Origin of the sequence: Sorangium sp. So ce448, assembly GCF_051520915.1 — a bacterium.
Lineage (GTDB): Bacteria > Myxococcota_A > Polyangia > Polyangiales > Polyangiaceae > Sorangium > Sorangium cellulosum_B.
Map to the genome: position 1 here is coordinate 7,449,442 of NZ_CP150343.1, position 17,815 is coordinate 7,467,256.

Consider the following 17,815-nt stretch of genomic DNA (forward strand, 5'->3'; position numbering starts at 1 on the left):
GGAGCGACACCCTGGGCCTCGCTGAACGATGATCGATCCCTTGCTCGGCCTCGGCGCGCTCGCGATCGCGATGCTCGGCCTGCCGGCGGCGCCGTCGCTCGATCCAGGGCCCAGCCCGGCGTGCCCGGCGGACATGCGGCTCGTCACCGGCGCGCACCGCGACGAGGTGCAGCACGTCTGCGTGGAGCCGGTCAAGAGCGGCAAGGCGACGCACTGCTTCGCGTACTGGGAGGACATCACGGCCGAGGAAGGGCCGTCGACCGAGATCTCCGTGTGCATGGACCAGTTCGAGGCGCCGAACCAGCGGGGGGCGAAGCCGCTCGTCATGCAGTCCTTCGAGACGGCCACCGCGTGGTGCGCCGCGCGCGGCAAGCGGGTGTGCGCCGAGCAGGAGTGGGAGCTCGCGTGCGAGGGCCCCGAGCGGCGTCCCCTCGCCTACGGCTGGCGCGTGGACAAGGCGGTCTGCAACAGCGGCAAGGCCTGGCGGCCGGTCGACGAGCGGAAGCTAGGCGCCTCCGGCGAGGCGGCGCAGCGCGAGGTCGAGCGGCTCTGGCAGGGCGCGCCGAGCGGCTCCCATCCGGGGTGCGCCTCGACCTTCGGCATCTTCGACATGATGGGCAACGTCGAGGAGTGGGTCGCCTCGCGCCGCGGCCGCCGGTGGCCAGGCGCGCTCATGGGCGGCTTCTGGGCCAAGCCGTGGACCGGCTGCCGCGGGACGAACGACGCGCACGATCCGAAGTTCGTGTTCTACGAGACCGGCTTCCGCTGCTGCGCCGATCCGCGCTCGGCTCTCCCTTCGCGCGGCGCGGCGACGCCCGCGGCGGACGAAGAGCGCGGCGGGCGCCGAGCGCCCGGGCCCTGAGGCCGGGCCTCCACGGCGGCGCTCGCCGCGAGCGAAGAAGGCGGCACGACGGGCGCAGCTCCTGCTAGAAGCCAGGGCGTGCGCGCCCTGTTCTTCGGTACCCCCGCCATCGCCGTGCCGTCGCTCGAGGCGCTCGCGTCGATCGCGGACGTCGTCGGCGTCGTCTGTCAGCCGGATCGGCCGGCCGGCCGCGGGCTCGAGCTGAAGGCGCCGCCGGTGAAGGTGAAGGCGCTGGAGCTCGGCGTGCCCGTGCTGCAGCCCGAGAAGGTTCGCACGCCCGAGTTCGCCGCGTGGGTCGCGGGCGCCGGAGCGGACGTCGCGCTGGTGATCGCCTACGGGCGCATCCTGCCGAAGGCGGTGCTCGAGGCGCCGCGGCGCGGCTGCATGAACCTGCACGCGTCGATCCTGCCGCGCTACCGCGGCGCCGCGCCGATCACCTGGGCGATCGTCGGGGGCGAGGCCGAGACGGGCATCTCGCTGATGCAGATGGACGAGGGCATGGACACGGGGCCCGTCTACGCGGTGCGCCGGACGCCGATCGGCCCGGACACGACCGCCGACGAGCTCGCGATCGATCTCGGGGCGCTCGCCGCGCGCGTCGTGCGCGAGGACCTCCGCCGCGCGGTGGACGGCGAGCTCCCGCTGACGCCGCAGGACCACGAGGCGGCGACGCACGCGGCGCTCCTGAAGAAGGAAGACGGGCGCATCCGGTGGGAGCGGAGCGCCCGGCAGATCCACGACCACATCCGGGGGATGACCTCGTGGCCAGGCGCCTTCACGACGATCGACGGCAAGGTGCTCAAGGTGCTGGCCGCGCATGTCGAGAGCGAGGCCGACCAGGCCGGCGCGCCGCCGGGGACCGTGGTGATGGCCGGCCGCAGCGTCGTGATCGTCGCCTGCGGCGCGGGCGCGATCCAGATCGTGCGAGCCCAGGCCGAGGGGCGGAAGCCGCTCGCGGCGGCGGACCTCGTCGCCGGGCGGACGCTCCAGACGGGGATGGTGCTCGGTCGATGAGCGCCAAGGGCGCCGTTCACGGCGCCCCGTCGATGAGCGCGCCCGCGTCACGGCGCCCGTTCGTCGAGCGCCGCCCGCGTCACGGCCCGGCCGGGTGCCAGATCGTCTTCATCTCGACGAACCGCTCGATCCAGCGGGGGGACGTCGCAGCCCTGTCGTCGAACCACTCCGCCTCGCCGAGCGATCGGGCGCGCACCCGCTTGACGCTGGCCGCGGCCGCCTCCTCGAGGCGCTTCGTCAGCGCCGCGTCCACGCCGTGCAGATCGAGCGCGGCGACGTCCATGTGCGCGGCGAGGTGCGGCAGCACCTCCGCGAGCTGGCCGGTGAGGACGTTGACGACGCCGCCCGGGAGATCGCTCGTGGCGAGCGCCTCGCCGAAGACGAGCGCCGTGCGCGGATCCGCCTCGCTCGCGACCACGACGCAGGTGTTGCCGGCGGTGATCACCGGCAGGAGAGCGCCCGCGAGGCCGAGCAGCGCCGGCCGCGGCGGCGCCGCGATGACGACGACCCCCATCGGCTCGGGCACCGTGAAGGTGAAGTGCGGGCCGGACACGGGGTTCAGGCTCGCGAAGAGGCTCTGGTACTTGTCGGCCCAGCCCGCATAAGCGACCGCCCGATCGATCGCCGCCAGGACCTCGCGCTCGGCGGCGCCTGCGCCCTGCCCGCCGCGCTCGAGCGAGGCCGCGAGCTCCGCGCGCCGCGCCTCGAGCATCTCGGCGAGGCGGTAGAGGATCTGCCCGCGGTTGTACGCGGCGCGCGCCGACCAGCCGCCGAGCGCGCCGGCCGCCGCGAGCACGGCGTCGCGCCCGTCCTTGCGCGAGGCGCGCGGGATGTTCTCGACCGCGCCCGCGCCTCCGTGATCGCGCACCTGCGTGTACCTCCCGGACTCCGAGCGCACGAACGCGCCGCCGACGAACATCTTGTACGCCTTGCGCACGCCGACCCGCGCGCGCGCCTCGCCCGGAGGCGCGTCGAGCGCAGCCGCGCCGGCTCGCTCCCCGATCGGCGTGCACGCCTCGTCGCCGCCGCTGTCCTTGTCGCCGAGCGCCATCAGTCCACCTCGAGGTAGGCGAGCAGCCCCTGGCGCCCGCCCTCGCGGCCGAAGCCGCTCTCCTTGTAGCCGCCGAACGGCGCGCTGGGATCGAACTTGTTGAAGGTGTTCGCCCAGACGACGCCGGCGCGGAGGCGCTGCGCGACCCAGAAGCTCTTCGAGCCCTTGCCGGTCCAGACGCCCGCCGACAGCCCGTACATGGTGTTGTTCGCCTTCTCGATCGCCTCGTCGGGCGTGCGGAAGGTCAAGATCGAGAGCACCGGGCCGAAGATCTCCTCGCGCGCGATCCGGTGCGACTGCGCGACGCCCGTGAACAGCGTCGGCGCGAACCAGTAGCCCCGCTGCGGGAGCGCGCAGCTCACCGAGAAGCGCGCGGCCCCCTCGCGCTCCCCCGCCGCCACGAGCTCCTCGATCTTCGCGAGCTGCGCCCGCGAGTTGATGGCACCCACGTCCGTGTTCTTGTCGAGCGGATCGCCGACGCGCAGGGTCGCCATGCGCTCGCGCAGCTTGAAGAGGAGCGCGTCGTGGACGCTCTCCTCGACCAGGAGGCGCGAGCCCGCGCAGCAGACGTGGCCCTGGTTGAAGAAGATGCCGCCGATGATCCCCTCGACGGCCTGATCGAGCGGCGCGTCCTCGAACACGATGTTCGCGGCCTTGCCGCCGAGCTCGAGGGTGAGCCGCTTCCCGGTGCCGGCGAGCGCGCGCTGGATGCGCTTGCCGACCTCGGTCGACCCGGTGAACGCGACCTTGTCGACGCCGGGGTGGCCGACGACCGCGGCGCCGGTCGCGCCGGCGCCCGTGACCACGTTGACGACGCCGGGCGGGAGATCGGCCTCCTCGATGATCTTCGCGAGGAGCAGCGCGGTGAGCGGCGTCGTCTCGGCGGGCTTGAGGACGCACGTGTTGCCCGCCGCGAGCGCGGGGGCGAGCTTCCACGCCGCCATGAGCAGCGGGAAGTTCCACGGGATCACCTGGCCCGCGACGCCGAGCGGCCGGGGGTCGCGCCCCGGGAAGGCGTGCTCGATCTTGTCCGCCCAGCCCGCGTGGTAGAAGAAGTGCGCGGCCGCGAGCGGGAGATCGACGTCGCGGGACTCCTTGATGGGCTTGCCCCCGTCGAGCGACTCGACGACGGCGAGCTCGCGCGCCTTCTCCTGGAGGGCCCGGGCGACGCGGTAGAGGTACTTGCCGCGATCGAGCGGGCGCATGCGCGACCAGTGCTTCTCGTACGCGGCCCGCGCCGCCTGCACGGCGAGATCGACGTCCTGCTCCGAGGCCTCGGCGAACTCGCAGAGCTTCTCCTCGGTCGACGGGCTGATGCTGTCGAGGTAGCGGCCCGAGGCCGGAGCGCGCCACGCGCCGCCGATGAAGAGCTCGTACCGCGGCGCGATCTTCACGTGGTCGCGCCCCTCGGGCGCCGGCGCGTAGCGCCAGGCATCGCCGAACACGACGGCCGCGTCCCGCGCCGCGGTCGCGTCCCGGGGCGAGCCCCCGTCGCCGGCAGCCGCGGCGGTGCTGTTGTCGCTCATGCGGCGCACTCTACGCCCGCGGCCGCGCGTTGAACACCGACGCGGACCCGCCCTCACGGCGCCGTCAGTCCTTGCTGAAATGGTCCGCGCTCTGGTAGGCGCCCGTCCGCTCCTTCTCGAGCTGCATGAGCACGTCGTTGAGGAGCGTCGACGCGCCGAAGCGGAACAGGTCGCTCGTGAGCCAGGCGTCGCCGAGGGTCTCCTTGACCAGCACGAGGTAGTGGAGCGCCTGCTTCGCGGTGCGGATCCCGCCGGCCGGCTTCATCCCGACCCGCCGCCCGGTCGCCTGCGCGTGATCGCGGATCGCCTCGAGCATCACCAGCGTCACCGGAGGCGTCGCCGCCGGCGTGATCTTCCCGGTCGAGGTCTTGATGAAGTCGGCGCCCGCGAGCATCGCGATGCGGCTCGCCTTGCGGACGCGATCGTAGGTCCCGAGCTCGCCCGTCTCCAGGATCACCTTGAGGTGCGCGTGCCCGCACGCCTCCTTGGTCGCGGCGATCTCGTCGTACACCGCGCCGTACTCGCCGGAGAGCATCGCGCCGCGGTCGATCACCATGTCGATCTCGTCGGCGCCGAGCTCGACCGCCTGCCGGACGTCGGCGAGCTTGACGGCGAGCGTGGAGAGGCCGCTCGGGAAGGCGGTCGCCACACTGGCCACCTTGACGGTCGAGCCCGAGACCGCTCGCTTCGCCACAGCGACGAGCTTGGGATAGACGCACACCGCCGCACAGGAAGGGATGTCCGCGCGCTCGTGGGGTCGAAGCGCCTTCTGACAGAGCTGCTCAACTTTTCCCGGGGAGTCTTTCCCCTCGAGCGTGGTGAGGTCCATCATCGAGATGGCGAGCTTGAGGCCGGCGACCTTGGCGGGGCCTTTGATGCTCCTTTTGCCGAGGCCGGCTGCTCGCTCTTCGACCATGACCTTATCCACGGTGGGCGAAGAGAAATCGGGGTAGGTGACCTCCCTGCCCTGGCGCACCACGCCGGGCGCGGCGCCGCTGTCGTTTCCGAAGATCGCCATCGGCCTCGTCTCCTGGCGCGGGAACGTACCAGAAGCGTCGGATCGATCCTACCGAGTGCGTGCTAACGTGGCGCTCTGATGAAGAGACGCTTCCCGATTGCCGTCGTTTTTGTCGTACTTGCTGTCGTCTTTGCCTTTGCCTCGCTGCTCGGCTGTGGCGCGGCCGAGCGACCCGATGGTGGACAAGGGCTGATCCCGGTCGGCGCGGCGGCGCCCGACGTGTTCGCCGCGGATCAGCACGGCGCGATCCAGCGGCTGTCCGACCAGCGGGGTCGGGCCGTGGTCGTGTACTTCTATCCGAAGGACGGGACGCCGGGCTGCACCGAGGAGGCGTGCGCGTTCCGCGACGCGTGGGATCGCTTCAAGCAGGCCAACGTGCAGGTCTTCGGCGTGTCTTCCGACACCCGCGAGTCGCACGAGCAGTTCGCGACCGAGAACAAGCTGCCGTTCCCGATCCTCGTCGACACCGATCACGTGTGGGCCACGGCGTTCGGCGTGCCGATGCGGCTCGGTGCGACGGCGCGCGTGACGTTCCTCGTCGATCCGGACGGCAAGATCGCGAAGGTCTATCCGGACGTGGATCCCGGGGTGCACGCGGACGAGGTGCTGAAGGACGCCGCGCAGCTCACGGGCGCCGCGCTCCCGGTCGCGCCAGCGGCGTCGGGCAGCGCAGCGCCGGCCGGAGCGGACACCGCGGCGCCGACCACCACCGCGGCGGCGCCCGCGGGAGCGGCGGAGCCGGCCACCGCCGCTCCGGTGGCGACGGGGACGATGCTGCCCCCGGCGGCCCCCGCGGCGCCCCCGGCGAAAGGTCCGCCGGGGAGGCGGTGACGCCCGCGCGCATACGCGGCGGGCGGTGACGCCCGCGCGCATACGCGGCGCAGGAGCGCCGGCGGGTCGCGCGCGGGCCACGCGGAGGGCTGGCGGGAGATCTGCAGACGGGAGCGCGCGTGGTGCGTAGGTCGTCGGAATTTTTGAACACCAACGGGTTGGATCTCTGCGTCCATCGCTTCCGCGACGACCACGCGCAGCCGACCGGCCTCACGCTGCTGCTGCTCCACGGCTTCCTCGACGCCGGGAGCACGTGGGACCTCGTGGCCGAACCGCTCGCGCGGGCGGGGCACGACGTCGTCGCGCCGGACCTGCGCGGGTTCGGCCGGAGCGCCCGCGTCGGCGCGGGCAGCTACTACTACTTCCCCGACTACATCGCCGACGTCGCGGCGCTCGTGGACGCGCTCGCGCCGGCGCGCCTCGGCGTGGTGGGCCACTCGATGGGCGGCGCGGTCGCCGTGTACTACGCGGGCGCGTGCCCCGGCCGCGTCGAGCGCCTGGCGCTGCTCGAAGGCATGGGGCCGCCGGCGAGCGGGCCCGAGGTCGCCGTGGTGCGCGTCGAGGCGTGGCTGCGCCAGATGGCGGAGCTCGATCGCGCGCCGCGGAAGCTCTCGTCGATGCAGGACGCGATCGCGCGGCTCGTGGCGAACCACCCGCGCGTGCCGCGCGAGGTGCTGGCGACGCGCGCGCCGCTGCTCACGCGGGAAGAGCCGGACGGCGGGCTCGCGTGGGCGTACGATCCGATGCACCGGACGACGTCGCCGCTGCTGTTCCAGGTGGAGGCGTTCATGACCTTCCTGGAGCGCATCGCGTGCCCGACGCTGCTCGTGAGCGGCGGGCCTACGGGGTGGCACCCGGAGGGTGAAGCGGAGCGGGTAGCGAGGCTCAAGCGCGCGGAGCACGTCGAGCTGCCGGAGGCCGGGCACATGATGCACTGGTCGGCGGCGGCGGAGCTGGCGGAGCGGCTGGGCGAGTTCTTCGCCGCGGGAGGAGACGCCGGGGACGCGGCGGGCGCGGAGGGGAAGGGAATCGCGGAAGCAGCCGAGGCAGCCGAAGCTGCGGCAACAGCGAGCGAAATCGGGTCCCTCCGAGGACGGAAATAAAAGAGCTTGACTCGGCAGGGCGAGTGGGTAATCTGCGCGCCTCCTCGACGAGAGGCATGCCACCTTAGCTCAGTGGTAGAGCAACGGTTTCGTAAACCGTAGGTCTCGAGTTCAAATCTCGAAGGTGGCTCAACGTGAATGCCAGCGTGTTCGCTGCCCTGTGGGCGAGCAGGTGACGCGCTGGGTGCGGTCATGTACGCGCCGCGCAGAGAACTCTCTTGCTCGGGCGCGTGGTCCACGAGCCGCGGCGGCGCGTGGGTGATCCACCGGTTGAGCCGGCGCGTCCCGGACACCGCAGGCCATACGAGCTCATGCGGGATCGACGCGGATCTACGTGGATTCGCCGAACGCCTGACGCGCGCGCCCGATCCATCGCCGCAACGAGTGCGCGTCAGCGGGGATGCTGGTCAGGCCGTGCTCCCCCACGAGGCGCACCATGGCGGCGGTGTCCTTCTCGTTCATCCCGAGCTCGGCGAGCCTCTCTTGCGGCCTGCGCATCGCTTCGGAGCCATGGTGGCCGGCAACGGCCACCAGCAACGACTCCAGCTTCTCGATGGCAACACCGCCAACGACAGCCGGCGGCTGATCCGCGGTACTTCCCAGCCCTTCGATCGCCCGTTCAATGCCGTCCTCGCGGTGGGCGAACTTGACCTTGTCGCGGTCGCGCGTGAACGCAAAGACCTCGCACCCACGCTTCTTGGCATGGTGGAAGGCGCGCTGGACGTTGAGCTCCTCGCCCTTTCCACCAATACCCACGCGGAGCTTGGGGATGCTCTTCCAGAGGATGGCGTCCACGACCTTCCACCCCTCGGGACGGACCTGCCGCAGCAGCGCCTCCACCACGCCGGGCTCGGGATTGTCGTCGCGGAAGCTCGGCTCGGCTGCGAAGCCGCCGAGCTCGTTCTTTCCCTCACCGGCGAGAATGACGCGGATCAAGGCTCGGTGCCCTCGAGAAGCGGCGCCTCGTCCTCGCCGTTGGCATAGGCGATCCACAGCTCGCCGAGCGCGTAGACCTTGGAGCGCTCTTCGAAATCGGGCGTATCCTTGATGCGCTTGACCCGGGTGCCCTCATCGGCGGTGCGGGTGACGACGGACACCTCGTCGGGTTTGAGCTCGTTCACGACGAGCGGGCTATGGGTCGCCATGAGGACCTGTGTACCGCTCTCCTCGACGATGGCACGGAGGATGCGCATGACCTCGGCGATGCGCGCCGGATGCAGGCCGTTCTCGGGCTCTTCCACGAGCAGGAGCGAGACCGGGTCCATGTAGCGGAGCGCGGCAAACGCCAGATAGTAAAGGAGGCCCTCGCTGAGCCGAGCGGCCTCCACCCGCGCGCCATTCACGAGCTCGACCTCCAGGACGACCTCGCTGCTCGTCACTACCTTGACACGAAGACCTTTGATCGTCGGGAAGTGGCGGCGAACGTCGTCGACGATGCGGGAAAAAGCGTCGTCGTTGCGGTTGCGAATGGCGAAGTAGATGCCGGCCAGGCCATGACCCCGGTCGTCGAGGAAGCCGACCGGCTGCGTTTCGGGGATCAGACCGCTTGGCTCACGCAGCGCATCCGGGTCGAAGCGAACAAGCCTCGCCTGATAAATCTGGCTCAGGATATGCCGCTCGGATGGATGTTTGCCCTCCTGCGGTGCGTCCCGCGGTACGGTGCTCAACCAGGTACTGGGCCGAGGAACAACCGAACGGCCATGATATAGAGACGTATCGCTGCTGCGCCGCTCGCCGGTACGCTCTTCGAGACCTCGCAGCCCCGTTTTGATAGCGTACCATCCCCCCTCGACCCCGCACTCGAGCAGGATGTCGTGCGGGGTTTGAGGTAGTTCATGGGATGGAGGCTCTGTGGGAAGATAGGGATCAAACGGCTTCCATCTACCCTTATCCTGCTGAAAGTGGGATCCGGCGAACTGCACCAGGGTCCGCATACCGTGCAGCAGTGTGCTCTTGCCGCTATCGTTCGGGCCGATGAACGCATGAAGCGGGGTCAGCGAGGCCTCGGTATCGACCAGGCAGCCGTAGTTCCGAGCGTAGAAGGTGTGAATCATCGCAGCTCCACGTGGGCGTCAGCCGCTCGCCTGCTCTGAAGGGCGTGCATGCTCTCCGTCCGCAGGTCGAGCCGCTCCCGAGGGCGAGGGAAGGCTTGCAGCCGCTCGAAGCCGCGCCGGCTCGGTTCATCCTCGAGGGCTTCGGGCCGGAACTCCGCGCCGAGAGGACTGCAGGCCGAGCTCCGGCCAGCCGCTGCAGCAGCCGCCTTCTCGCGGCTCCCGTCGCCGAGGCCGAGGCCGCGGCAGAGCTCCTTCAGGCGGTCGCAGGAGATGCCGGCGAGCAGCTCGGGCCCGTGGCCATCGAGCATGTCGGCGAGCTGGGCCTTGCCATCCGGAACGAGCAGATTGTAGCGGCCGACGAGCTCCACGAGCTCGTCACGGGGCAGGAGGTCGAGAACCTGGCGCTTGCTGGGCATGAGCGGGGCGAAGAGTACGCCAGGAATCGCGGATGTGGAGCCTGGACTCTCGAACCACAGCCCGCCGACAGCGGTGCGTCACGCCGGGGCGAGACCCAGCATTACCGCAGCAAATAGCGCCATGACCACGCCGAGCACGACGAGCACGACGAGCCCCCACCTGGTCCGCGGAGATGCCGCACGCGCTCCCGACGACCGCGCGCCAGCCCTCGCCGCATCCCATGGCTCGGTCCTCACCAGCCGCTCTGCTCCTGGCACCGCCGCCGTGATGGCCGCTGCCCCCTCCCACCGCTCCGTGCTGACCCGCGTCCCCGCTCCTGTCGCCGGAGCAGCCGCGCCCTCCCACCGCTCCGTGCTCACCAGCAGGCTGGTTCCCGCGCCGGCTTCGATCACGCTCGCGCCCTCCCCCGGCGCCAGCCTCGCCACTTCACCCCCTGCTGCCGGCAGCACCGGCCCCCGCAGTGGCTGCCCGGCTACCGCATCCTCGCTCCGGGTCCCCGTCCCCGCGCTCGCCGCACCCAGCCCCCACGCCGGCTCTACCCTGAAGCTCTGCGCCATCGCCAGCCTGCTCCGCGCATCCGCGCCCGGCGCCGCGCTCGCCGGCATCACGCCCTGTCCCGGCAGCGCCGTCACCAGCTGCACCGGGCTCGGCATTCTCTCCTCCCGAGGCGTCCCAGCGCGCTCGCGGATCGCCCGCTCCCTTGCCGCGTCCGCCGCCTCGCTCAGGAGCTGCCGCGCGCCCGCGTCGTCCACGGCCCTCTCGGCCGTCACCGCGGTCCCCGCCACCTCGCGCAGCGCCGCCGCGAGCTCCGCCGCCCGCGCAAACCGCGCTTCAGGCCGCTTGGCGAGGCACCTGGCCACCGCGCTCCAGAGCGCCTCCGGACACCCCGGGAGCACCTCCGGCAGGGGCGTCGCTTCCAGGTGCACGTGCGCCGCCTGGATCTCCGTCTCCCCGATGCCCGACGCCTCGTCGAGCACCGCGTACGGGTGCGCCCCGGCCAGCGTCTCGTACAGGACCACGCCGAGCGCATACAGATCCGCGCGCGCGTCCACGGCGCCCCCGGCGACCTGCTCCGGGGCCATGTAGCGCGACGTCCCGACCGCCCTCCCTTGCCCGGTCAGCCCGAGGCCCACGCCCCGCGCGTCCTTCGCCACACCGAAGTCGACGAGCCGCGCACGCACGCCGTCGCTCACCAGGATGTTCTCGGGCTTCACGTCGCGGTGCACGAGGTCGGCTTCGTGCGCCGTCGAGAGCGCGTCCGCGATCTGGATCGCGTAGTGGAGCGCGCGCACCGGATCGAGCGGCACGCCGCCCGCGATGATCTCCCGCAGCGGCACGCCCGAGGCGCGCTCCATCACCATGAAGAGCCGCCCGTCCGCGGCCCTGCCGGCGTCGTACAGCCGCACGATGTTCGGGTGCGCGACCCGCGCGGCGAGCTTCGTCTCCCGGAGGAAACGCTCGGCATAACGCGCCTCCCCCGCGAGGGAGCGGTGGATGATCTTGATCGCCACCGGCCGCTCCAGCGCCGTGTCGACGGCGGCCCAGACCTCGCCCATCCCGCCGCGTCCGAGGAGGCGATCGATCAGGAAGCGCCCCTGGAACAGCGCCCCGGGGCTCAGCGGCTCATCGACGCTCATTACCTCGCGACACCCTACCTCCCAGCAGCCGACGATGGCGAACGAGCGCCCCCGCCCCCTCGCTTCTCGGCCCTTGTTGACCCTCCCTGGGAAAGGTAGCGTCGGGTGTCCATTGCGCGAAGCGCGCCGAGCGCATGCAGCGCCAGCGGGCAGCGCGCCCCCGGAGCCCGATGTCGAGCCCCCGCCCCGACCCCGATGCCGGCGATCCGACCCTCGAGGCCCGCGTCGCCCACGCCGTCGCGCCGTACGCCGATCTCCTGCCCGCCGAGGATCTCGAGGCGCTGCGCGCGCTGACCGCGCGCTTCCTCGCGACGCACCCCGTCGCCGCGCCGCTCGTCGACCGGCTCCGCCCGCGCACGCCCCCCGCCGCGAGCGGCGAGGTCGATCGGCGCGAGCCCGCGGCGCTGGCCGAGGCCGCGCAGCGGCTCGCCGCGAAGGCGGGCGCTGCCAAAGGCCGAGGGCAAGGCGGCGCCCGATGAACCACGGCGACCGGCCGCGGAGGCCCCTCCGCCCCGACCAGCAGGCGCTCGTCGCGGAGGCCGTGCCGCTCGTCGAGAAGCTCTGCGGCCACTTCCTCCGGCGGACGCGCGCGCACTACGTGGCCGACGATCTCCGCTCCGCCGCCGTCCAGGCGCTGCACGAGGCCGCGCTCGGCTACGATCCCGCCCGCGGCGTCCCCTTCCAGGTCTACGCGTGGCGGCGCGTCGACGGCGCGCTGTCGGACGCGCTGCGGCAGGAGTCGAAGCACTGGCGCGCCGCCCGCGAGGACGGCTACGACGCCGCCGAGGCGGCGCAGGACACGAGCGACGTGCTCGCCGACGGCGACGCCGAGACGACCGCGCAGGCCGACGGGATGGCCGACCAGGTCGCGGCCGCCGCGGTGCTCGGCCTCGTCGGCCGCGCGCTCACAGCGCAGGGCGAGGAGGGCGAGCGGCTCCGCGCCACGTACGACCACGCCATCCGCGCGGTGGAGGCCGCCCTGTCGCGGCTCCCGGACGAGGAGCGGCGCGTCCTCGTGCTCCGCCACGTCGAGGAGCGGACCTGGCAGGCGATCGGCGCGGCGCTCGGCTGCTCGGATCGGACCGCGAAGCGGCGCAGCGCGGAGGCCCAGAAGCGGTTCGCCGGCGCGCTGCGAGCGGACCGAGAGCGCGCGCAGGGAGGCGCCGTCGCGCCGGATCGGGTGGGGCTGGCTGGCGCGACATCGGGATGAGTCGAGGAGCTCCCATCGCCACCCTGAAATCGCAAGCTGGCCAGCGGCCATCCGCCTTCGCACGCCGCGCGTGCGCGAGGTACGCTTGACGCATGCAAGACGCCCAGGCACGGCGGCTCGCGCGGGCGAGCTGGCAGACACGGATCTTCCGGAACGACCCGGAAGGCGAAGCCGACGCAGACGCTCGTTTCTGGGCGGAGATGTCGCCGGCCGAGCGCGTCCTTGCCGCGTGGGCGCTGAGCCAGGAGATGCATGCCCTTGCCCACCCCGATGCTCCCCCCGCTGAGCCCGGACTTTCGCGATCCGTTGTACGAGTTATCCGCAGCTGAGGCGCGCTTCCTCATCGTGGGCGGGTACGCCGTCGCGCTCCACGGCCGCCCGCGGCGCGGCAGGGAGGCCACAAGACCTCGCCGATGTGGCTGCGCTTGAAGTTGCAAAAGCCTAGCCGCCAGAGGGATGAACCCTATCCGCTGGGTGAGCGAGCGCTGCGCTCCAGCACACTCTCCGCCCGGAGGCCAGGGTGCGTGCAGCGCAGCACCTCGGCGCCAGCTCAGCCAGGGCTCTCCGTCACGAGCTCCGGGACGACAGGAGTCGCCCCCGGCTCCTCCCCGCTGCCGCTCCCACCACCGCCGCCGCCATCGCCGCGCCCGTTCCCCTCGCCTCCCTTCGGCGACTCCTTCCTCGTCCGGCCCGAGTTGGGCCTGCCCACCGCGAACAGCGACGGGAACCGCTCCTGCATGCGCGAGTTCTTCCGCCACAGCCACAGCGCTGCCGCCCGCACCTCCTCGTAGCGCAGGCAGAGCAGCGTCCAGACCCGTACGTACCGGTCGAAGGCCTGCCGGGCCCTCGGCGTCATCGCCGCCGAGAGCTTCTGGATCATCGCCCCGGCCAGCTCGCGCGCGCGCGCCGCGTCGTCAGCCCGGTAGTGCTTCGGGTCCGCCTTCACGACGTCCGCGCGCAGCTCGTAGATCCGCGCGTAGCCGAGCAGATCGTTCGCGAGGTCGCGGTGCCCGGTGCCCGGCCGCAGCCGGTCGAGCTCCGGCTTGATCGCGGGGTCGTCCGCGAGCTGGTACTCGCAGAGCGCCTGCATGCGCCCCTCGACCTCCAGCGCCTCGGTGACCAGCGCGACCGGCAGCCGCGCCTCCGTCTCGAGCGCGCCGGCGGCCCGGGCCTCCGCGAGCGCGTGCAGCGCGGCGAAACACGCGAGCTCCAGCTCGTCGACGTGCATGACATCGAACTCCTCCCGGGGCAGCCGCGCGAAGCGCGCGCGCACGTCGGGCGAGGACACGAACCCGACGACGCCGAGGGCCGCGTACGTGGCCGCCTCGACATCCATCCTCACGGTGATGAGCTCGGCCTCGGCGAGGCGGTCGAGCTCCGGGGCGAGCGCCTCGAGCGCCTTCTTGCCAGCGGCGGGATCGTAGATGGGCGGAGCGTACGACGGCTCCAGAGAGGCGGCAGCGGTCGCGGAGCGCTTCTTCGACTTCGTCACAGCAGGCATGTCTCTCCTCCTGAAATCTCCTCGAAAAGGGAGGCTGTTGGTTGCGTTCGACCCGAGCCGTCGCCGCGCCGCGCAGGCAGCGCGAGCGAACGATGGACCAGGGCCACCGGGACCGAGCGCGTCGCGCGAAGGGGATCCGTCGCCCGGCGTCCTTCCGTCCCGTCGAGGAGATCAATCGGGAGCGCGACCCCGATCGGGTCACGAGAATCGACCTGGGTCGGTCGATTTCTTTGTGGCTCCGGCGCGCACGAGCCCTGCTTGCGCGAAGTTTCACCAACACCAGAAAAAGAGGCCCACAGGGCTCTCGACAGCCTCCGCCCAGAGTTTCATCTCTCCCGGCGGCTCTCGACAGCCTCCGCCCAGAGGTTCATCTCTCCCGGCGGCTCTCGACAGCCTCCGCCCAGAGGTTCATCTCTCCCGGGAGCCTCTCGACAGCCTCCGCCCAGAGTTTCATCTCTCCCGGGAGCCTCTCGACAGCCTCGGGGAGGCTACGTGGAGGCGGCCGCCAGCGGCAACCCGCGCGACGCGGCGAGCAGCCGCCGCTAGAGCGTGAGCACCAGCTTGCCCACGGTGCTGCCTGACTCCAGCGCCCGGTGCGCCTCGCCCGCTCTCTCCAGCGGGAACGTCTTCACAGGCGGCGCCGAGAGGCGACCCTCCTCCACCCAGCCGATGAGCCTCTCCATGGCCTCGCGCAGGATCTCCGTCCTGTGGAAGAGATACGAGAGGTTGAAGGCCAGCACGCTCTTGTTGTCGTTGCAGAGATCGAGCGGGTTGAAGCGCGGCATCCGGAGGAAGTCGACCGCGAGCTTCGGGTAGCTCGGGCGGCCGCCCTGCCGCGGAAGCATCGTATGGAAGCCGTACACCACGAGCTTGCCGGCCGAGGCCACGTGCCGGTAGCTCTGCCGCAGCGTCTCGACCCCGTTCGCGTCGAGCACCACGTCGTAGCCCTCGGGCGCGAGCCGCTCCGCCGCCGCCCAGAGCGGCTCGCTGCTCTTGTCGATCACCGCGTCCGCGCCGAGGTGCCTCGCCGTCTCGACCTTGTGCGCCGCGCCCACCACGCCGACCACCCGACAGCCGGCGATCTTGCCGAGCTGCACCAGGGCGCTGCCCACCCCGCCGCGGCCGAGTGCACAAGCAAGGACATGCCCGGCCGCAACCGCACGAGCTCGAAGAGAGCGTAGTAGGCCGTCATGAACACCGCCGGGAAGCCGGCCGCCTGTTCTGGAGTAAGCCGCGCCGGCAGCGGGAAGACCTGGTGGCGCGGGACCGCGACGCGCGAGGCGTAGCCGCCGAAGCGCGTCACGCCGAAGACGGGCGCCCCCGGCGCGAGATCATCGGAGACGCCCTCGCCGAGCGCGGCGACGGTGCCGGAGAACTCGAAGCCGGGCGTGATCGGCCAGCCGACGTACTTCTTCGCCGACTCGTAAAGGCCCATGCGGACGACGCAGTCGGCGTAGTTGACGCCCGCCGCGCGCACGTCGACGAGCACCTCGCCGCGCGCGGGGACCGGATCGGGGTGCTCCTCGACCAGGAGCTTGTCGTGACTGCCGGGATCGTGGACGACGATCTTGCGCATGGGCACCTTGTGTAAAGGATCGACGCTGGAGAAGCATCCGCCAGCGGGGCTCGTACCGGTTCATCGGCAGGAGCCCGCCGGACGTGTCTCACCTACTCCTTCTCTTTTAGATTAGTACGAGCGCTTCACAGCACCGACGCTCGCAGGGTGCGTCTCGGCTCCGGGCTTCAAAGCCCGCCGTCACCGCCCGCGCCGCTTTCGCCGCCGGCTGCGTTATCGTGCGCGCTGCAGCTGATGCAGCCTTCGATGCCGCACGATGCTGCCGCTTGATTCGCGGTCGCAAAGCACTGCCAGGGAGTGCTGTTGGCGCACGCAAACAGCCTGTCCTTCGGGCAACAGGCGACGAATGCACCGTAGGCCGGCACCGTGAGGTGTTTCGAGAACGGACAACGCAGGTCGAGATAACCCTCCGGCAAGCCGGTCGCTGGACATCTTCGAACACCACGCGCGACAGGTCGACTTTCAAGGCGTCACGCCCCGGACGTCCCTGGCGTGGCGCGCGGTCACTTGCTCTGGGAAGGAAGGAGCCCGATGAGCAGCTCCAGGACGGCGTCACCGTCGGTGTGCCACTTGTCGACGGTGAGGTGTCCGCTCTGCTCGAGGCCAGCGATGCCGTGTGCGTTGGTCAAGAGCAGCGCCGCAATCTTGTTGGCTCGTCGACCTCCGACGAGTGCGGACACGAACTCGATGAAGAGGTGATGGGTGCGCGTCGCGGCGCGAGCCAAGGCGGTCGGATCCGATGACGGCATCGTGAACATCAGGCGGTAGAGGTGGGGACGCGTACGGCTGATCGTGATCAAGTCCGTCAACGCTACGCGCAAGCGCTTCTGAGGCGAGCCATCCGTTTTTGCAAGGGCTTGCATCCTGTCGCCGAGCCTTTCCCAAGCGATGGTCGCAAGCTCGGTCAGCAAGCTCTCCTTGTTCGCGAAGTGACGATAGGGGGCGGTGCGCGAAACCCCGGAGCGGGCGCCGACCTCGCGGAGCGTGACGGCTTCCGGCCCGCCTTCGTCCAGCAGTGCCCCAGCCGCTTCCAGCAGCGCCTCGCGCGTTGCCGCCGTCGTGTCTGCCCGGACTGTCATACCTCCCTGATACCTTTCCAGTTGACGACGTCAACTTTTTGGCTAAGGTGTTGACAATGTCAACTCAAACGAGCCTTCCCGTCCGCGAGATCGTCGTCGTGACTGGCGCTTCGACCGGCATCGGTGCCGCCACGGCCCGCGAGCTCGCCAAGCGCGGTTTTCATGTCCTGGCGGGCGTTCGCCGAGATGTGGACGCGGCGGCGATCCGCGCCCCGAACATCGAGCCGGTCCTCCTCGACGTCACGAGCGAGCCGGAGATCGGGGCGCTCGCGAAGCGCCTCTCCGAGGATCCAGAGCGTCGCGTGCTGCGCGCCCTGATCAACAATGCGGGGATCGCCATCAACGCGCCGGTGGAGGTGCTGCCGCTTTCCGAATGGCGGCGGCAGTTCGACGTCAACTTCTTCGGGCAGGTCGCGGTGACCCAGGCTCTCTTGCCCCTGCTCATCCGGCATCGAGGCACGGTCGTCAACATCAGCTCGGTTGGGGGCAAAGTTGCGCTTCCAACCTACGGTGCCTACGCAGGCTCGAAGTTCGCGCTCGAAGGAGTGAGCGATGCTCTCCGCCGAGAGCTCGCACCGCTCGGCGTGAAGGTCATCGTCATCGAGCCGGGAGGAGTGAAGACCGAGATGACCGGTCGCGGCATCGTCACCGCCGAACGCATCACCAGCAAGATGAGCGATGAGCAGCGCGGTCGCTATGCGGCGCTCATGCAGGCCATCATCTCGCAGGCGGAGACCTTCACGCGGAAGGGAATGTCCGCTGAAGATGCGGCGAAGGTCATCGTGAACGCGCTGACCAGCAAGCGACCGCGCACGCGCTACACCGTTGGCCGAGACGCGGCGATCTTCGTTCGCCTCGCACGATGGATCTCTGACCGGATGCTCGATGGTCTCGTTGCGCGCGATATCAAAAACTACCTTCCCGCGTAAGAGCAGG

17 protein-coding genes, 1 tRNA gene and 1 pseudogene are annotated in these 17,815 nt (G+C 71.1%); 8 read left to right on the forward strand and 11 right to left on the reverse strand.

Annotated features, from left to right (window positions below; translation table 11 throughout):
- The first annotated feature begins 28 nt into the window (after positions 1 to 28).
- The gene (locus WMF45_RS28135) at positions 29 to 862 is read left to right on the forward strand and encodes a formylglycine-generating enzyme family protein (RefSeq protein WP_437707657.1); all 834 of its coding nucleotides are present in this window, start codon (positions 29 to 31) and stop codon (positions 860 to 862) included.
- Positions 863 to 940: 78 nt separating this feature from the next.
- Positions 941 to 1,876, forward strand: a complete 936-nt coding sequence (gene fmt, locus WMF45_RS28140) for a methionyl-tRNA formyltransferase (protein WP_437707659.1) — start codon at positions 941 to 943, stop codon at positions 1,874 to 1,876.
- A gap of 79 nt (positions 1,877 to 1,955) precedes the next feature.
- Here fmt and WMF45_RS28145 read toward each other — a convergent pair whose 3' ends face one another.
- The 3 genes from WMF45_RS28145 to deoC all read right to left on the reverse strand — a co-directional run bounded on the left by WMF45_RS28145 (position 1,956) and on the right by deoC (position 5,471).
- Positions 1,956 to 2,795, reverse strand: a complete 840-nt coding sequence (locus WMF45_RS28145) for an aldehyde dehydrogenase family protein (protein WP_437719591.1) — start codon at positions 2,793 to 2,795, stop codon at positions 1,956 to 1,958.
- 131 nt (positions 2,796 to 2,926) lie between these two features.
- Positions 2,927 to 4,453 carry an aldehyde dehydrogenase family protein gene (locus WMF45_RS28150; RefSeq protein WP_437707661.1) on the reverse strand — a complete coding sequence of 509 codons (1,527 nt, stop codon included), beginning with the start codon at positions 4,451 to 4,453 and terminating at the stop codon, positions 2,927 to 2,929.
- A gap of 64 nt (positions 4,454 to 4,517) precedes the next feature.
- Positions 4,518 to 5,471, reverse strand: coding sequence for a deoxyribose-phosphate aldolase (deoC, locus tag WMF45_RS28155; RefSeq protein ID WP_437707663.1), 954 nt, complete (start codon positions 5,469 to 5,471; stop codon positions 4,518 to 4,520).
- Between the two features lie 78 nt (positions 5,472 to 5,549).
- Between deoC and WMF45_RS28160 the strand changes: the two genes are divergently transcribed.
- The 3 genes from WMF45_RS28160 to WMF45_RS28170 all read left to right on the forward strand — a co-directional run bounded on the left by WMF45_RS28160 (position 5,550) and on the right by WMF45_RS28170 (position 7,535).
- Complete coding sequence (locus WMF45_RS28160; RefSeq protein ID WP_437707665.1) at positions 5,550 to 6,302, forward strand: peroxiredoxin; 753 nt, start codon at positions 5,550 to 5,552, stop codon at positions 6,300 to 6,302.
- Between the two features lie 143 nt (positions 6,303 to 6,445).
- A complete protein-coding gene (locus tag WMF45_RS28165) occupies positions 6,446 to 7,405 on the forward strand; it encodes an alpha/beta fold hydrolase (protein ID WP_437707667.1) in 960 nt (319 codons plus the stop codon).
- A 58-nt stretch (positions 7,406 to 7,463) separates the two neighbouring features.
- Positions 7,464 to 7,535, forward strand: a tRNA-Thr gene (locus tag WMF45_RS28170).
- A 200-nt stretch (positions 7,536 to 7,735) separates the two neighbouring features.
- Here WMF45_RS28170 and WMF45_RS28175 read toward each other — a convergent pair.
- The 4 genes from WMF45_RS28175 to WMF45_RS28190 all read right to left on the reverse strand — a co-directional run bounded on the left by WMF45_RS28175 (position 7,736) and on the right by WMF45_RS28190 (position 11,513).
- Entirely contained in the window at positions 7,736 to 8,341 is a 606-nt protein-coding gene (locus WMF45_RS28175) for a hypothetical protein (RefSeq protein ID WP_437707669.1), read from the reverse strand.
- Positions 8,338 to 9,459, reverse strand: coding sequence for an AAA family ATPase (locus WMF45_RS28180; RefSeq protein WP_437707671.1), 1,122 nt, complete (start codon positions 9,457 to 9,459; stop codon positions 8,338 to 8,340). The genes WMF45_RS28175 and WMF45_RS28180 overlap by 4 nt, the downstream gene beginning before the upstream one ends.
- A complete protein-coding gene (locus WMF45_RS28185; protein ID WP_437707673.1) occupies positions 9,456 to 9,875 on the reverse strand; it encodes a hypothetical protein in 420 nt (139 codons plus the stop codon). Before WMF45_RS28185 ends, WMF45_RS28180 begins: the two co-directional genes overlap by 4 nt.
- Before the next feature lie 78 nt (positions 9,876 to 9,953).
- Positions 9,954 to 11,513 carry a serine/threonine-protein kinase gene (locus WMF45_RS28190; RefSeq protein WP_437707675.1) on the reverse strand — a complete coding sequence of 520 codons (1,560 nt, stop codon included), beginning with the start codon at positions 11,511 to 11,513 and terminating at the stop codon, positions 9,954 to 9,956.
- Between the two features lie 170 nt (positions 11,514 to 11,683).
- On the opposite strand from WMF45_RS28190, the gene WMF45_RS28195 reads away from it, so the two are divergent.
- Positions 11,684 to 11,992, forward strand: a complete 309-nt coding sequence (locus tag WMF45_RS28195) for a hypothetical protein (RefSeq protein WP_437707677.1) — start codon at positions 11,684 to 11,686, stop codon at positions 11,990 to 11,992.
- Positions 11,989 to 12,723, forward strand: a complete 735-nt coding sequence (locus WMF45_RS28200) for a sigma-70 family RNA polymerase sigma factor (protein ID WP_437707679.1) — start codon at positions 11,989 to 11,991, stop codon at positions 12,721 to 12,723. The genes WMF45_RS28195 and WMF45_RS28200 overlap by 4 nt, the downstream gene beginning before the upstream one ends.
- 550 nt (positions 12,724 to 13,273) lie before the next feature.
- Here WMF45_RS28200 and WMF45_RS28205 read toward each other — a convergent pair.
- The 4 genes and pseudogenes from WMF45_RS28205 to WMF45_RS28220 all read right to left on the reverse strand — a co-directional run bounded on the left by WMF45_RS28205 (position 13,274) and on the right by WMF45_RS28220 (position 16,879).
- Positions 13,274 to 14,224 carry a hypothetical protein gene (locus tag WMF45_RS28205; RefSeq protein WP_437707681.1) on the reverse strand — a complete coding sequence of 317 codons (951 nt, stop codon included), beginning with the start codon at positions 14,222 to 14,224 and terminating at the stop codon, positions 13,274 to 13,276.
- A 542-nt stretch (positions 14,225 to 14,766) separates the two neighbouring features.
- Positions 14,767 to 15,800, reverse strand: a pseudogene (locus WMF45_RS28210) (synaptic vesicle VAT-1 family membrane protein).
- A gap of 167 nt (positions 15,801 to 15,967) precedes the next feature.
- A complete protein-coding gene (locus tag WMF45_RS28215; protein ID WP_437707683.1) occupies positions 15,968 to 16,216 on the reverse strand; it encodes a hypothetical protein in 249 nt (82 codons plus the stop codon).
- Between the two features lie 87 nt (positions 16,217 to 16,303).
- Positions 16,304 to 16,879 (reverse strand): TetR/AcrR family transcriptional regulator, encoded by a 576-nt coding sequence (locus tag WMF45_RS28220; protein ID WP_437707685.1) that lies wholly within the window; start codon positions 16,877 to 16,879, stop codon positions 16,304 to 16,306.
- 56 nt (positions 16,880 to 16,935) lie between these two features.
- Here WMF45_RS28220 and WMF45_RS28225 point away from each other — a divergent pair, with 56 nt between their 5' ends.
- Positions 16,936 to 17,808 carry an SDR family oxidoreductase gene (locus tag WMF45_RS28225; protein ID WP_437707687.1) on the forward strand — a complete coding sequence of 291 codons (873 nt, stop codon included), beginning with the start codon at positions 16,936 to 16,938 and terminating at the stop codon, positions 17,806 to 17,808.
- The last annotated feature ends 7 nt before the right edge of the window (positions 17,809 to 17,815 follow it).